This is a genomic window from Streptomyces yerevanensis, assembly GCF_000716805.1.
Classification (GTDB): domain Bacteria; phylum Actinomycetota; class Actinomycetes; order Streptomycetales; family Streptomycetaceae; genus Streptomyces; species Streptomyces flaveus.
The window spans coordinates 67,006-83,396 of the sequence record NZ_JNWJ01000061.1 but is presented as its reverse complement, the minus strand read 5'-3'; the positions used below and the strand labels follow the sequence as shown (position 1 = coordinate 83,396).

Sequence of the window (16,391 nt, the reverse complement as noted above, 5' to 3'; positions counted from 1 at the left end):
CATGCGCGCCGGCATCCCCGTCGTCAACCTCGACCGGATCTTCAACTCCCCGCAGGCGTACCGCTGTTGGATCGGCGGCGACAACTACGGCATGGGCCTGAACGCCGGTCACTACATCGGCGAGAAGCTCAAGGACAAGAAGAACGCCAAGGTCATCGAGCTCGCGGGCATCGACAACCTGGAGCTGACCCAGCAGCGTACGCAGGGCTTCGACGCGGCCCTCAAGAACTACCCGAACATCAGGAAGGTCGCCCGGCAGTCCGCCGACTTCACCGTCGAGTCCGGGCAGGCCAAGATGTCCCAACTCCTCCAGGCCCAGTCGAACTTCGACGCCCTGTGGAACCACGACGACGACCAGGGCGTGGGTGCCCTGCGGGCCATCGACCAGGCAGGCCGCGACGACTTCCTGATGGTCGGCGGCGCGGGCGCGCTGTCCGCCTTCCAGGCCATCAAAGCGGACGACGGCGTCCTCAAGGCCACCGTCCTCTACCCGCCGACCATGGCGGCCTCCGCGATCGACCTCGCCCGCGCCCTCGGCCAGGGCAAGGGCGTGGGCGGCTTGGCCGAGTTCGAGATCCCGGCGTCCCTGACGCTCTACTCGGCAGTCGTCGACAAGGAGAACGTCGATCAGTACATGCCCACCGGCTTCAAGTGAGGCGAGCGCCCCTAAGGGGCGCTGGGCCGTGAAGCAGGCGGCTCGACCAGCGCCCTTTAGGGGCGCGGGGCTGTGACATTTGCGGCTCCGCCGCGTGGGCGCGACCAGCCACGACGGACCCGCAGTTGTCCGACCACATGCGCGCCCCGCTCCACACCCCCCACCGCGCCACGACAAGAGGAGGACTCCCGCATGGGACAGCCGCACCAGCCCGACGAGGCAGCGGTCGAGAAACCCGCGGTCGAGAAGCCCGACGGTGCTAGGCCGCCGCTAGGCATCGGCATGGTCGGATACGCGTTCATGGGCGCCGCCCACTCCCAGGGCTGGCGCACCGTGGGCCGCGTCTTCGACCTGCCACGCCGCCCCGTCCTCGCCGCCGTCTGCGGCCGCGACGGACAGGCCGTACGCGCGGCGGCCGACCGGCTCGGCTGGGCGGCGGCCGAGACCGACTGGCGGGCGCTGATCACCCGGGACGACGTCGACCTCGTCGATATCTGCACGCCCGGCGACAGCCACGCCGAGATCGCCCTTGCCGCACTGGCCGCGGGCAAGCACGTGCTGTGCGAGAAGCCCCTCGCCAACACGGTGGAGGAGGCCGAGGCGATGACCGAGGCCGCCGAAGCCGCGGCCGCACGCGGCCAGGTGGCGATGGTCGGCTTCAACTACCGTCGGGTGCCCGCCACTTCGCTCGCCCGGAAGATGGTCGCCGAGGGACGGTTGGGCGCCCTGCGCCACGTACGGGTGACGTACCTTCAGGACTGGCTGGTGGACCCGCAGTTCCCGCTGACCTGGCGGCTGCGCAAGGAGACGGCGGGCTCGGGCGCGCTCGGCGACCTGGGCGCGCACATCGTCGACCTCGCGCAGTACCTCGTGGGCGAACCGGTCGTGGGAGTGTCCGCGCTCACCGAGACCTTCGTACGGGAGAGGCCGCTGCCCGGCGGACCGACCAGCGGCCTGTCCGCGGTGTCCGCCAACGGAGTCGGCCAGGTCACCGTGGACGACGCCGCCGTCTTCACCGGCCGGTTCGCCTCGGGCGCGCTCGCCTCCTTCGAGGCCACCCGGTACGCCACCGGCCGCAAGAACGCCCTGCGCATCGAACTCAACGGTGAACACGGCTCGTTGGCCTTCGACCTGGAACGGCTCAACGAACTCGAGTACCACGACCACCGCGAGCCCGGCACCCACGCCGGCTTCCGCCGCATCCTCGTCACCGAGCCGGACCACCCGTACCTGGAGGCCTGGTGGCCGCCCGGTCACGGCCTCGGCTACGAGCACTCCTTCGTCCACCAGGCCCGCGACCTGGTGACCGCCATCGCCGAAGGCAGCGCGCCGGTCCCGTCCTTCGCCGACGGACTGCAGGTGCAGCGCGTACTCGCGGCGGTCGAGGAGAGCGCCGCGAAGAACTCCGTATACACCCCCATCCCGAGTTGAGGAGCCGTTCCATGCCGCGCAACTTCACGCTCTTCACCGGCCAGTGGGCCGACCTGCCGCTCGAGGAGGTCTGCCGGCTCGCCCGCGACTTCGGCTACGACGGGCTCGAACTCGCCTGCTGGGGCGACCACTTCGAGGTCGACAAGGCCCTCGCGGACTCCTCGTACCTGGACTCCCGGCACCAACTGCTCGACAAGTACGGCCTGAAGTGCTGGGCCATCTCCAACCACCTGGTCGGCCAGGCCGTCTGTGACGCCATCATCGACGAACGCCACCAGGCGATCCTCCCGGCCCGTATCTGGGGCGACGGCGAGGCGGAAGACGTACGGCAGCGGGCGGCGTCCGAGATCGCCGACACCGCACGCGCGGCGGCGGCCTTCGGCGTCGACACCGTCATCGGCTTCACGGGCTCCGCGATCTGGCATTTGGTCGCCATGTTCCCGCCCGCCCCCGAGTCGATGATCGAGCGCGGCTACGAGGACTTCGCCACCCGCTGGAACCCGATCCTCGACGTCTTCGACCACGAGGGCGTGCGGTTCGCCCACGAAGTCCACCCGAGCGAGATCGCGTACGACTACTGGACAACTCAGCGCGCGCTGGAGGCAGTTGACCACCGTCCGGCCTTCGGTCTGAACTTCGATCCCTCGCACTTCGTGTGGCAGGACCTCGACCCGGTCGGCTTCCTGTGGGACTTCCGCGACCGGATCTACCACGTCGACTGCAAGGAAGCGCGCAAGCGCCTCGACGGCCGCAACGGCCGCCTCGGCTCGCACCTTCCGTGGGGCGACCCGCGCCGCGGCTGGGACTTCGTGTCCGCCGGCCACGGTGACGTCCCCTGGGAGGACGTCTTCCGGATGCTGCGCTCCATCGACTACAAGGGCCCCATCTCGGTCGAGTGGGAGGACGCGGGCATGGACCGCCTCCAGGGCGCACCCGAGGCACTCACCCGGCTCAAGGCGTACGACTTCGAGCCGCCGACGGCTTCCTTCGACGCGGCGTTCGGCGGGAACGACTGATCTTCTCGACTCTTCTCGACGCACCTCCGGGGTGACGGCGCACCCCGGTGACCCGCACACACCCGTACGACCAGCCCCATCGTGGAGGCATTCGTGCACCGGTACGTCAGAAACAAGAACACCAGAAGCCACACCAGACGCCCGAGACTTCGTGGGGCCCTCGCGTTGCTGAGCGGTCTGCTGCTCGCGGGCGCCTCACTCGGCCTCACCGCCCCCGCGGCCGGCGCAGCCGTTGCCGACCCGGGTGGCGCCCCTGCGGCGGCTGCCGAGCCCAAGGCCGAGGACTTCCAGCAGGTCACCCTCGCCAAGGGCGAACCCGAGACCGGCGAGCCCATGTCGCTCGCCGTCCTCCCGGACCGCTCGGTCCTGCACACCTCACGCGACGGCGAACTGCGCCTCACCGACGCCGCGGGCACCACGAAACTCGCGGGCAAACTCGACGTGTACGCGCACGACGAGGAAGGCCTGCAGGGCATCGGCGTCGACCCCGACTTCGCCGACAACCGCTTCATCTACCTCTACTACGCGCCGCCGATGAACACCCCGGCGGGCGACGCCCCGGAGACGGGCACCGCCGCCGACTTCGCGCCCTTCGACGGCGTCAACCGGCTCTCGCGCTTCGTCCTGAAGGCCGACGGCACCCTCGACAACGCCAGCGAGAAGAAGATCCTCGACGTCCCGGCATCCCGTGGCATCTGCTGCCACGTCGGCGGCGACATCGACTTCGACGCGGCGGGGAACCTGTACCTGTCGACCGGTGACGACTCCAACCCGTTCCAGTCGGACGGCTTCGCCCCCATCGACGAGCGCGCGAACCGCAACCCGGCCTTCGACGCCCAGCGCACGGCCGGCAACACCAACGACCTGCGCGGCAAGATCCTCCGCATCAAGGTGAACGCCGACGGCTCCTACGCCATCCCCGACGGCAACCTCTTCGCGCCCGGCACGGACAAGACGCGCCCCGAGATCTACGCGATGGGCCTGCGCAACCCGTTCCGCTTCAGCGTCGACAAGGAGACGGGGATTCTGTACGTGGGTGAGTACGGCCCCGATGCCGGAGCCGCCGACCCCGCCCGTGGCCCCGCGGGCCAGGTCGAGTTCGCCCGCATCACCAAGCCCGGCAACTTCGGCTGGCCGTACTGCACCGGCGACAACGACGCCTACGTGGACTACAACTTCGCGACCGGCACTTCGGGCGAGGCCTTCGACTGCGCCGCCCCCAAGAACACCTCGCCGAACAACACCGGCCTGACCGATCTGCCTCCGGCGCAGCCCGCCTGGATTCCGTACGACGGTGCGTCCGTCCCGGAGTTCGGTGACGGCTCCGAGTCCCCGATGGGCGGCCCGGTCTACCACTACGACCCCGAGCTCGACTCGCCGGTCAAGTTCCCCGAGGCGTACGACGGCGACTTCTTCGCCGGGGAGTTCGGCCGCCGCTGGATCAAGCGGATCAGTTCGGACGCCGACGGCACGGTGCAGTCGATCAACGACATCCCGTGGACCGGCACCCAGGTGATGGACATGGCCTTCGGCCCGGACGGCGCGCTGTACGTCCTCGACTACGGCCTGGCGTGGTTCGGCGGCGACGAGAACTCCGCGCTGTACCGGATCGAGAACGCGACCGACGGACACTCGCCCGTGGCGCAGGCCGCGGCCGACCGTACGTCAGGACAGGCACCGCTGAAGGTGAAGTTCTCCTCCGCCGGCACCAGTGACGCCGACGGCGACTCCCTCACGTACAGCTGGGACTTCGGCGACGGCGGCACGTCGACGTCGGCGAACCCCACACACAAGTACACGAAGAACGGGACGTACACGGCGACGCTGACGGCCAAGGACCCCAGCGGCCGTACCGGCAGCGCCAATGTGCAGATCGTGGTGGGCAACACGGCGCCGAAGGTGACCCTGGAACTGCCGCGTGACGGGCAGCTGTTCAGCTTCGGGGACGCCGTGCCGTTCAAGGTGAAGGTGACCGATCCGGAGGACGGGACCATCGACTGCGCCAAGGTCAAGGTCACCTTCATCCTCGGCCACGACAGCCACGGTCACCCGGTGACCTCGGCGAACGGCTGCACCGGCACCATCCAGACCAGCGCCGACGGCGGCCATGACGAGGACGCGAACATCTTCGGCGTCTTCGACGCGGAGTACACCGACGGCGGTGGCGGCGGCCAGGAGGCGCTCACCAGCCACGACCAGGCCGTCGTCCAGCCCACGCACCGTCAGGCCGAGCACTTCGGCAAGGCTTCGGGAGCCAAGGTGCAGACACGTGCCACCGCGCACGGAGGTGAGGCCGTCGGCGACATCAACAACAGCGACTGGATCTCCTTCGAGCCTTACGTCCTGAGCAACGCCAAGAAGCTCACGGCACGGGTCGCCTCCGCCGGCACGGGCGGCAAGCTCGAGATCCGCGCGGGCTCGCCCAAGGGACGCGTCCTCGGCACCGCGACCGTTCCGGTGACGGGCGGCTGGGAGAACTACCAGGACGTCAGTACGTCCCTGAAGGGCGCACCACGCGGGACGACCACGCTCTACCTCGTGTTCAAGGGGCGTGGCACCGGAGCACTGTACGAGGTCGACGACTTCACGTTCACGACCGGCTGAGAGGGGTGCGACGCGATGCGAGCAACAGGCAGAACGGTGACCGCGCTGTTAGGCGCCGCCTTGCTCATCGGATGTGTGTCGGGGCCGGCCTCGTCCAAAGGGCCTGAGTCCACGTCGAAGGAGGGTGGCATCAAGGGCCGTGCCGACGATCGGGTCCTGGTGTTCTCCAAGACCGCCGGGTTCCGGCACGACTCCATCCCGGACGGGATCGCCGCGGTGAAGGACCTCGGCGCCGCGAACGGATTCGCCGTGGACGCGACGGAGGACGGGGCGGCCTTCACCTCCCGCAACCTCGCCAAGTACGACGCCGTCGTGTTCCTGTCCACCACCGGCGATGTGCTCAACGAGGCCCAACAGCGCGCCTTCGAGAGCTACGTCCGGCGCGGGGGCGGCTATGTCGGCGTCCATGCCGCCGCCGACACCGAGTACGACTGGGCCTTCTACGGCGGCCTGGTGGGCGCCTACTTCAAGTCGCACCCGGCGATCCAGCCAGCGACTGTCCACGTCGAGGACCATGCGCATCCGGCCACCTCGCACTTGGGCGAGTCCTGGAACCGTACGGACGAGTGGTACGACTACCGCTCCAATCCACGGGAACGCACTCATGTCCTGGCCTCGCTCGACGAGTCGTCGTACACCGGCGGCACGATGAACGGCGACCATCCGATCGCCTGGTGCCAGAACTACCAGGGCGGCCGTTCCTTCTACACCGGGGTCGGCCACACCAAGGAGTCGTACGCGGATCCCGCCGTCCGGCAGCACCTGCTGGGCGGGGTCCGCTGGGCGATCGGGGCCGCGGAGGCCGACTGCCGCCCGGAGAACGGTTACCAGCCGCTCTTCGACGGCACGGAGGCGTCACTGTCTGCCTGGAAGCAGGCGGGGCCGGGTTCGTTCACCCTCGGCGACGACGGCACGCTGACGTCGTCGGGCGGCCTGGGCATGCTCTGGTACGGCGCCTCGGGGTTCGGTTCGTACTCGCTGAAGCTCGACTGGAAGATGGCGAGTGCCTCCGGTGACGACAACTCCGGTGTCTTCGTAGGCTTCCCGGCCTCCGACGATCCCTGGTCGGCGGTCAACAACGGGTACGAGATCCAGATCGACGCGACCGACGCCCCCGATCGCACCACCGGGGCCGTGTACAGCTTCCAGTCCGCCGACATCAAAAAGCGCGACCGTGCGCTGAACCCGCCAGGGGAGTGGAACACGTACGAGATCCGCGTGGAGGGCGAACGGCTCCGCGTCTATCTCAACGGCGTGAAGATCAACGATTTCACCAACACCGATCCCGCGCGAAGCCTGCGCGACGGTCATGTCGGTATCCAGAACCACGGGGCCGACGACCAGGTGTCCTTCCGCGACATCCGGATCAAGAAACTGCCCGCGAAGGCGTCGACACGGTCGGCTCCACCGGGTGACTGAGCGACGGCGGGCGGGGGACGCCGGACTTCCGCCCGCCGTCTTACCTCGTCTTTCCTCGTCCTTTTTCCTCTGTTTTCTGTACGGCCGTCTGGTTCGCGTACGACAAGGAGGCTGACCATGTCCGCCGAACCGTTCCCTTCCGAGTCCCGGATGTCCGAGTCGCGGGTGCCCGAGTCACGGGTGGGCGTGTGGTTGATCGGAGCGCGCGGTTCCGTCGCCACCACCGCCGTCGCGGGCTGCGCGGCCATGACCGCGGGCCTGCACCCTCCGACGGGCATGGTCACCGAGACCGACCTCTTCGCCGGCTCCGGACTGCCGGCGTTGTCCTCCCTCGTCTTCGGCGGCCACGACACGGAGGACTGCCCCCTGCCCAAGCGCGCGGAGGTCCTGGCCGCCGGGGGAGTCCTGCCGCACGGCCTCCCGACGGCCGTGGCGGCCGAACTCGCCGCCGCGGACCGGGAGATCAGGCCGGGCGGCCCGCTCCCCGGGGACACCCGGGACACCGAGGAACTAGTGGCCGCCTTCGCCGCGGACATCGGGGACTTCGTACGCCGCCACGGTCTCGCGCGGGCGGTGGTCGTGAACGTCGCCTCCACGGAACCGGCTCCGACCGGGACCGAGCTGCCCCCGAGTTCGCTCTACGCGGCGGCGGCGTTGCGGGCCGGCTGCCCGTACGTCAACTTCACGCCGTCCACGGGTCTGCACCACCCGGCGCTGGCGTCAGCTGCCGACTCGTCCGGGCTGCCGTACGCGGGCCGTGACGGCAAGACCGGCCAGACCCTGCTGCGGTCGGTGCTTGGCCCGATGTTCGCTCAGCGGGCGCTGGCGGTCCGCGCCTGGTCCGGCACGAACCTGCTGGGCGGCGGAGACGGTGCGGCCCTGTCCGACCCGGCTGCCGCGGCGGCGAAGAACGCCGGCAAGGAACGGGTCCTCGCCGACACCCTCGGCACGGTGCCCGAGGGCGAGGTCCACATCGACGACGTACCGGCGCTCGGCGACTGGAAGACCGCCTGGGACCACATCGCCTTCGACGGCTTCCTCGGCACACGCATGATCCTCCAGACCACCTGGCAGGGCTGCGACTCCGCCCTCGCCGCACCTCTGGTCCTGGACCTGGCCCGCCTGGTGGCTCGGGCCCACGAGGCGGGTCTTTCGGGCCCGTTGAGCGAACTCGGCTTCTACTTCAAGGACCCGGTGGGCGACGGGCCTTCGGCTCTGGGGGAGCAGTACGCGGAGCTGGGGCGGTTCGCGGGGCGGTTGCGGGCGCCCCAGCCGATGCGGTCGCCGCGAGGGCTTTCGGGGGAGGGGCGATGAGGCGGCTGGGGCGCGGGGTGACGGGTGGCGCTTCGGCGGACAAAGGTTCCGCGCGGCGACTGCGGCTGCTGAGTGCGGGGTTGGTGTGGCGGCTTGGCGGAGTGATGAGCTCGCGTCCGGGAGCGGCGGTCGGTGGTGCGCGGTGGGCGGGTGGACGTCGGCGGTTCGGGCGGGCGGGGGAGTCCCTGGTCGGGGAGACGGGGACGACGGGGGTGAGCCCGAGCGCGGGCACCGGAGTGGGCCCCGGATCGGGTGGCCCTGGCGCACGGCCGTGCGCGACGAGCCCCCGGCCGAACCCCTGGGCCGAACTGCTCCGTCTCCCCGCCCTGTTCACCGTCCCCGGCGACGCACTCGCGGGCGCAGCCGCGGCTGGAGTCCGCCCGACCTCGCGCACCCTGCTCGCCATCGGCTCCTCCCTCTGCCTGTACGAAGCGGGCATGGCCCTGAACGACTGGGCCGACCGCGACGAGGACGCCATCGACCGCCCTCACCGCCCGCTGCCCTCGGGCCGCATCAGCCCACCCGCGGCACTGGCGGCAGCCGGAGGCCTGACGGCTGCGGGCCTGATTCTGGCAGCCCGCGCGGGCCGCCGACCGCTGGCGGTCGCCGGAACGCTGGCGGCCACGGTCTGGTCGTACGACCTGATCCTCAAACGCACGGCCGCCGGTCCCGCGGCGATGGCCACCGCCCGAGCCCTGGACCTCCTCCTCGGTGCGGCAGCCACCAAGGGCGATACGCGCGGAGCATGGCCCTCAGCCCTGACTCTCGGCACCCACACCCTGGCCACCACCACCGTCTCCCGCCACGAAACCCGGGGCGGCACACCCGCGGCCCCCTTGGCCGCCCTCGCCACCACCACAGCGCTGACCTGGGCCATGACGCGCCGCCCTGGGGCAACGGGCCGGGCGGTCGGCGCGAACGGAGACACCGGCTCCGGCACGCGGCCGACCGGAGTCCGTGGCACCCACCGTGCGGAACCCGTGTCGAGCCGACGCACCGGCTCGACGGCGGCCGGCGCTGCCGGTCTCGTCAGGGCTCTGGGGTCGCTCAGCGCCCTGCCGCTCGCCGGGTCCCTGCCACCCGTCAGGGCTCTCAGCCCGGAGCACGGGCGAGACCCGGGACCGGGCCTCGTGGAAAGCCCTGGCTCAGGTCCCGGCCGCAGCCTCGTCTCAGGCTCTGCGCAGGCAACCGCCGAAGACGCCATACGCACAGCACTCGCCGTCGCCTACGCCGCGACCTGCGCCCGTCCCCTCTTCCACGCCGCCCTCAACCCGTCACCCCCGCTCACCCAACGGGCCGTCGGCGGCGGCATCCGAGCCATGATCCCGCTCCAGGCCGCCCTCGCCGCACGCTCGGGCGCCCTCACCACGGCTCTGCTGACGGCCGCCCTCGCTCCGGTGGCCCGCAAGTTCGCCCGGAAGGTGAGCGTGACATGAGCCCTCAGCCCAGCCTCCAAGCCACCGGCTCACAGCCGAGCCCCGGAGCCGATACGCCCACCGCCCCTCAGCCGAGCCCCGGCGCCGTCGCCCGCTCCGGACCTCTGCCCGACAATCACCCCCTCCGCTACGGCTACGGCACCAACGGCCTCACCGACCTCCGCCTGAACGACGCCCTCTCCCTGCTCGCCGACCTCGGCTACGACGGCGTAGGACTGACCCTCGACCACATGCACCTGGATCCGCTCGCCCCCGACCTCGCGGCCCGCACCCGCCGAGTCGCCCGCAGGCTGGACGAACTCGGACTGGGCGTCACCATCGAGACCGGCGCCCGCTATGTCCTCGACCCGAGGCACAAGCACGGCCCGTCGCTGCTGGACCCGGACCCGGATCAACGGGCTCGACGCGCCGACCTGTTGATCCGGGCGGTCCAGATAGCCACCGACCTGGGTGCCCACGCCGTGCACTGCTTCAGCGGCATCACCCCCGAGGGCGCGGACGAGGACACCGCCTGGAAACGCCTCGCCGAAACACTCGCCCCCGTCCTCGACACCGCCACCACCGCCGGCATCCCACTCGCCATCGAACCCGAACCAGGCCACCTCCTCGCCACCCTCACCGACTTCCACCGCCTCCGCCGAACCTTGGGCAGCCCCGACGCCCTCGGTCTCACCCTCGACATCGGCCACTGCCAGTGCCTCGAACCCCTCTCACCCGCGGAGTGCGTACGCGCCGCCGCCCCCTGGCTCCGCCACGTCCAGATCGAGGACATGCGCCGCGGCATCCATGAACACCTCCCCTTCGGCGACGGAGAGATCGACTTCCCGCCCGTACTCGAAGCCCTGGCCACCACTGCCTATCAGGGCCTGATCGTCGTCGAACTGCCCCGTCACTCCCACGCAGGCCCTCAACTCGCCGAGCAATCCCTCCAGTTCCTGCACCACACGGCCGTTTGCCTCGATTCCAAAGAGCCCGCCAAGTCCCAAGAGCCGGACGGCTCCCAAGAGTCGGACAGCTCCCAATTGCCCGATGGCTCCCAAGCCCCGACAACTCCCAAGTCCCCGACGCACTCCCAAGTCCCCGACGAGACACCGATCCCCGGCGAGGGCCCCGCCGCCTCCGAAGGGAGAACCCCGTGAACCACCTCCACAACGCCGCCGCTTCTCCCATCGCCCCTTCTCCCGCCCCGCCGACGGAAGCCGTCGCCGCCCTGCACGCCCGCCTGAACTCCCAGCTGGACGCCATCGCCCGCGCCTGGCTGGACAGTGCCCTGGACGAGGCGGCTGCCCACCCGGGCACGCACGGGCCCATCTCCGTCTGGGAGTTGCGCATCGCCGAGGCGGGGCGCCGCTGCGGACCCGAGCACGCCGACACCGCCCGTGTCCTCCTCCTGCACGCGGCCCGGGCCGACGCCGACACCCTCGCCCGCGTCTACCGCCAGGGCACCGCCGCAGAACGCCGCGCCGTCCTGCACGCCTTGCCCCACCTCGTACCGGGCCCCGATGCCCTGCCGATCATCGAGGACGCCCTGCGCACCAACGACACCCGGCTCCTGGCTGCCGCCGTCGGCCCGTACGCCGCCCGGCATCTGGACGCCCACAACTGGCGGCACGCCGTCCTGAAGTGTCTGTTCACCGGCGTCCCCATCGACGCGGTGGCCGAACTGCCCCGCCGCGCCCGTGGCGACTTCGAACTGGCCCGCATGCTCGGCGACTACGCCGACGAACGCTCCGCCGCGGGCCGTCCCGTGCCCGAGGACCTGTACCGCGTCCTGGCCCTGACCGAGCCCGAGAGCGATGTGCCGACCGCTTCGGCACCGCGCCACCCCGGCACCCCGTCCGGCAAGGAGTCCTGATGCGCATCTTCGACCCCCACATCCATATGACGTCACGGACCACCGACGACTACGAGGCCATGCACGCGGCCGGTGTCCGAGCCGTCGTCGAACCCTCCTTCTGGCTCGGCCAGCCCCGCACCTCACCCGCCTCCTTCCTCGACTACTTCGACTCGCTTCTCGGCTGGGAACCCTTCCGTGCCGCCCAGTACGGCATCGCCCACCACTGCACGCTCGCCCTCAACCCCAAGGAGGCGAACGACCCCCGCTGCGTGCCCGTCCTCGACGAACTGCCCCGGTATCTCGTCAAGGACCACGTCGTGGCCGTCGGCGAGATCGGCTACGACTCGATGACCCCCGCCGAGGACACCGCACTCGCCGTCCAGCTTCAGCTCGCCGCCGACCATGAGCTGCCCGCCCTCGTCCACACCCCGCACCGCGACAAGCTGGCGGGCCTGCGCCGCACCCTCGACGTCGTCCGGGAGTCCGCGCTGCCCTTGGACCGGGTGCTGGTCGACCACCTCAACGAGACCACGGTCAAGGAGGCCAAGGACGGCGGCTGCTGGCTCGGGTTCTCCGTCTATCCGGACACCAAGATGGACGAGGAGCGGATGGTCGCGGTCCTGCGGGAGTACGGGCCCGAGAAGGTTCTGGTCAACTCCGCCGCCGACTGGGGCAGAAGCGACCCGCTCAAGACCCGCAAGGTCGGCGACGCCATGCTCGAGGCAGGTTTCACCGAGGACGACATCGACCAGGTGCTGTGGCGCAACCCCGTCGCCTTCTACGGGCTCAGCGGCAGGCTCGACCTCGACATCGCCGACACGGACGCCACCCATGAGGGCAACTCCATCCTCCGCGGCACCCCCGTCACCGACGCAGCCACCCCGGAGGCGTAACCCATGCGCTTCCGACACCCCGACGGCTCGACCGTCCACCTCGCCTATTGCACCAACGTCCACCCGGCCGAGACTCTCGACGGCGTCCTCGCTCAACTCCGCGACCACTGCGAACCCGTACGCCGGCGCCTCGGCCGCGACCGTCTCGGTATCGGCCTGTGGCTGGCCAAGGACGCCGCCCACGCCCTCGTGAGCGACCCGTCCGCCCTGCGCCGGCTGCGCACGGAACTCGATGCCCGAGGCCTTGAAGTCGTCACCCTCAACGGCTTCCCGTACGAAGGCTTCGGCGCCGAAGAGGTCAAGTACCGCGTGTACAAGCCGGACTGGGCCGACGCCGAACGCCTCGAGCACACCACCGCCCTGGCCCGTGTCCTCGCCGGCCTGCTCCCCGACGACGTCACCGAGGGCAGCATCTCCACCCTGCCGCTCGCCTGGCGCACCGCCTATGACGACACCCGTGCCGCCCAGGCCCACACGGCCCTCGCCACCCTGGCCGAACGCCTCGACGCCCTTGAGGAGTTGACCGGCCGCTCCATCCGTATCGGCCTGGAGCCGGAGCCCGGCTGCACCGTCGAAACCACCACCGATGCCATCGCCCCGCTCACCGCGATCGACCACGACCGTATCGGTGTCTGCGTCGACACCTGTCATCTCGCCACCTCCTTCGAAGATCCGCACACCGCCCTGGACGCGCTGACCACTGCCCGCGTCCCCATCGTCAAGTCCCAGCTCTCAGCCGCTCTGCACGCCGAACACCCCCACCTTCCCGGAGTCCGCGAGGCCCTCGCCGCCTTCGACGAGCCCCGCTTCCTGCACCAGACCCGAACCAGCACCACCGCAGCCGGCCTCGCCGGCACCGACGACCTCGGCGAAGCCCTCAAGGGTGACGCCCTGCCGGACACGTCCCCGTGGCGCGCCCACTTCCACGTCCCGCTGCACGCGGCCCCCGCCGCACCCCTCACCTCCACGCTGCCCGTACTCAAGGACGCACTGACCCGGCTGGTCGGCGGCCCGCACCCGCTCACCCGTCATCTGGAGGTCGAGACCTACACCTGGCAGACCCTCCCGCCCGAGCTGCGCCCACGCGGACGCGCCCAGCTCGCCGACGGCATCACCGCCGAACTCGCCCTCACCCGCGACCTGTTGACGGACCTCGGCCTGAAGGAGCTGCCGTGAACCAGCCCCCGGAAGCCGGCGGACCCACCCCTCTTCTCGTCCTCGACGTCGTCGGCCTCACCCCCCGTCTCCTCGACCACATGCCCCACCTCAAAGCCCTCGGCCAGTCCGGCTCACGGGCCCACCTCGGCACCGTCCTGCCCGCCGTGACCTGCGCCGCCCAGTCCACCTTCCTCACCGGCACCCACCCGGCCGAGCATGGCATCGTCGGCAACGGCTGGTACTTCCGCGAACTCGGCGATGTGCTCCTGTGGCGTCAGCACAACGGTCTGGTGTCCGGAGACAAGCTCTGGGACGCTGCCCGGCGCGCCCACCCCGGCTACACAGTCGCCAATATCTGCTGGTGGTACGCCATGGGCGCCGACACCGACATCACCATCACCCCTCGTCCGATCTACTACGCCGACGGCCGCAAGGAACCCGACTGCTACACCAGGCCCCCGGCCCTGCACGATGAACTCACCGAGAAATTCGGCACGTTCCCGCTCTTCCACTTCTGGGGTCCCGGCGCCGACCTCGTCTCCAGTCGCTGGATCATCGACGCCACCCGTCACATCCTGCGCACCCGCAATCCCGACCTGGCCCTCTGCTACCTCCCTCATCTCGACTACGACCTGCAGCGCTTCGGCCCCGACGACCCGCGCTCCCTGCAAGCGGCCGCCGACCTGGACGCGGCCATGGCCCCACTTCTCGACGAGGCGCGGGCGGAAGGCCGTACCGTCGTCGCCCTGTCCGAGTACGGCATCACCCGCGCGGACCGCCCCGTCGACATCAACCGCGCACTGCGCCGCGCCGGACTCCTCGAGGTGCACACGCAGGACGGCATGGAGTACCTCGACCCGATGGCCTCACGTGCCTTCGCCGTCGCCGATCACCAGATCGCCCACGTCTATGTACGCCGGCCCGAGGACCTCGACGCCACCCGAGCGGCACTCGCCGACCTGCCCGGTATCGAGCAACTCCTCGACGACGAGGGCAAGAAGACCCACCACCTCGACCATCCGCGCTCCGGCGAACTCATCGCCGTAGCGGAGCCGGACGCCTGGTTCACGTACTACTACTGGCTCGACGACGCCCACGCGCCCGACTTCGCGCGGCTCGTCGAGATCCACCGCAAACCCGGCTACGACCCGGTCGAGCTCTTCATGGATCCCCTCGACCCGTACGTCAAGGTCAAGGCGGCGGGCGCACTGGCCCGCAAGAAGCTCGGCATGCGCTATCGCATGGCGGTCGTGCCCCTCGACCCGTCACCTATTCGCGGCAGCCACGGCCGCCTTCCCACGAGCGACGACGAAGGTCCGCTCCTCATCTGCTCCACCCCCCGCGCTGTCGACGGCCGCCTCGCGGCCACCGACGTGAAATCACTCCTGCTCCATCTGGCCGGTCTCGACTGATCGGCGCCGACGGGCACGCCATGGCCCGCGGTCCCATCCGACCTGTCTCTTCCAACTGGTCACAAGTGAAGCACTCACCACTGACAACGCCCTCCGACATCGAGGAGTTCCAGGCATGAGCCGCTCAAGCCGCACCGCCTTCACGGCCGTCACCAGCAAGAACGACGACCCCGAACTCACCCACCGCCTCAGCAGACGAGGCATGCTCGGCGTAGCCGCGGGCGCCACAGCCGCCGCCCTGCTCGGCACGGCCGCCACCCCCGCCACGGCCGCCGAAGCGGGCCGGGGCCGCCCCGTCCTGCCGCCCGGCCGACTCGGCATCCAGCTCTACAGCCTCCGCGACAAGGTCTCCACGCTCGGCTTCGCCCCCGTCTTTGCCGAGTTGAAGAAGTACGGGTACGACGAGGTCGAGTTCGCCGGATACACCCAGGGCTCGGCGGGACCCATCACGCTCGCCCAGCTCAAGCGACTGGCCCGCGACCACGGCCTGAACCCCATCGGCAGCCACGTCGGCTACTACTCCAGCGACCCGAACGCGTACACCTTCGCGCAGAACCTCAACAAGGTCCTCGACGACGCCCAGGCCCTCGGTCTCAAGCACATCGGCACCGCGTCGAACCCGTTCCGCTACGGCTCGACCGTCGACGCGTGGAAGCGCGCCGCCGAGGAGTTCAACACCTACGGCGCGGCGGCGAGGGCGCGCGGCATGAAGTTCTACCAGCACAACCACTCCGAGGAGTTCTCCTTCGCCACCGACAAGCCGAAGGTCCGCCTCTACGACGTGCTGCTCGCCGAGACCGACCCGAAGCTCGTCTACCTGGAGATGGACATCTACTGGGCCTACGTGGGCCAGTTCCGCTTCTCCAAGCGGGTCGACGGCACACCGGCACCCTTCGAGCCCCTCAACTACGTACTGAAGCGGCCCGACCGCTACCCGCTCTTCCACGTGAAGGACGGCGTCAGCGACCCGTCGAACCCCTTCGGCTACCAGATGACCGACGTCGGCGACGGCGACATCGACTACCAGCGCTTCATCTCCGGCGTCACGCGCCTGAAGGGCCACCGCCTCGCCCACCACTGGCAGGCCGAACACGACAACCCCACCGAGTCGTTCACCTTCGCCCGCCGCTCCAGCGAGCACCTGCACTCCCTGCGCGAGAAGTGCTGACAGTTCCCACAGCGCGCGCCCTCCCTTCGGCACACGAGGCTGCCGAAG

General features: G+C 70.3%; 13 protein-coding genes. All 13 read left to right on the top strand.

Translation table 11 applies throughout. The features are described from left to right. Window positions 1–655: substrate-binding domain-containing protein (locus OP79_RS39960; protein ID WP_033327708.1), on the top strand; the 655-nt coding region annotated here is incomplete at its 5' end. Window positions 656–847: 192 nt separating this feature from the next. Next, window positions 848–2,086 carry a Gfo/Idh/MocA family protein gene (locus tag OP79_RS39955; protein ID WP_033327707.1) on the top strand — a complete coding sequence of 413 codons (1,239 nt, stop codon included), beginning with the start codon at window positions 848–850 and terminating at the stop codon, window positions 2,084–2,086. Between the two features lie 11 nt (window positions 2,087–2,097). Next, window positions 2,098–3,102: a sugar phosphate isomerase/epimerase family protein gene (locus OP79_RS39950; protein WP_033327705.1), complete on the top strand. Its 1,005-nt coding sequence runs from the start codon at window positions 2,098–2,100 to the stop codon at window positions 3,100–3,102. A gap of 93 nt (window positions 3,103–3,195) precedes the next feature. Continuing rightward, on the top strand, window positions 3,196–5,706 hold the full coding sequence (locus OP79_RS39945; protein ID WP_033327704.1) for a PQQ-dependent sugar dehydrogenase: 2,511 nt from the start codon (window positions 3,196–3,198) through the stop codon (window positions 5,704–5,706). Window positions 5,707–5,721: 15 nt separating this feature from the next. After that, the gene (locus OP79_RS39940) at window positions 5,722–7,125 is read left to right on the top strand and encodes a ThuA domain-containing protein (protein ID WP_033327702.1); all 1,404 of its coding nucleotides are present in this window, start codon (window positions 5,722–5,724) and stop codon (window positions 7,123–7,125) included. Window positions 7,126–7,275: 150 nt separating this feature from the next. Further along, window positions 7,276–8,439, top strand: a complete 1,164-nt coding sequence (locus OP79_RS39935; protein ID WP_033327746.1) for an inositol-3-phosphate synthase — start codon at window positions 7,276–7,278, stop codon at window positions 8,437–8,439. Window positions 8,440–8,543: 104 nt separating this feature from the next. Beyond that, window positions 8,544–9,875, top strand: coding sequence for an SCO3242 family prenyltransferase (locus OP79_RS39930; protein WP_078492308.1), 1,332 nt, complete (start codon window positions 8,544–8,546; stop codon window positions 9,873–9,875). Then, a complete protein-coding gene (locus tag OP79_RS39925) occupies window positions 9,872–11,014 on the top strand; it encodes a sugar phosphate isomerase/epimerase family protein (protein ID WP_078492307.1) in 1,143 nt (380 codons plus the stop codon). Before OP79_RS39930 ends, OP79_RS39925 begins: the two co-directional genes overlap by 4 nt. After that, a complete protein-coding gene (locus OP79_RS39920; protein WP_169786244.1) occupies window positions 11,011–11,730 on the top strand; it encodes an EboA domain-containing protein in 720 nt (239 codons plus the stop codon). The genes OP79_RS39925 and OP79_RS39920 overlap by 4 nt, the downstream gene beginning before the upstream one ends. Then, window positions 11,730–12,605, top strand: coding sequence for a TatD family hydrolase (locus OP79_RS39915; protein ID WP_033327700.1), 876 nt, complete (start codon window positions 11,730–11,732; stop codon window positions 12,603–12,605). The genes OP79_RS39920 and OP79_RS39915 overlap by 1 nt, the downstream gene beginning before the upstream one ends. A 3-nt stretch (window positions 12,606–12,608) precedes the next feature. Then, the gene (gene eboE, locus OP79_RS39910) at window positions 12,609–13,781 is read left to right on the top strand and encodes a metabolite traffic protein EboE (RefSeq protein WP_033327698.1); all 1,173 of its coding nucleotides are present in this window, start codon (window positions 12,609–12,611) and stop codon (window positions 13,779–13,781) included. Further along, entirely contained in the window at window positions 13,778–15,175 is a 1,398-nt protein-coding gene (locus tag OP79_RS39905; protein WP_033327696.1) for an alkaline phosphatase family protein, read from the top strand. The genes eboE and OP79_RS39905 overlap by 4 nt, the downstream gene beginning before the upstream one ends. A gap of 115 nt (window positions 15,176–15,290) precedes the next feature. After that, a complete protein-coding gene (locus tag OP79_RS39900) occupies window positions 15,291–16,343 on the top strand; it encodes a sugar phosphate isomerase/epimerase family protein (RefSeq protein WP_051745349.1) in 1,053 nt (350 codons plus the stop codon). The last annotated feature ends 48 nt before the right edge of the window (window positions 16,344–16,391 follow it).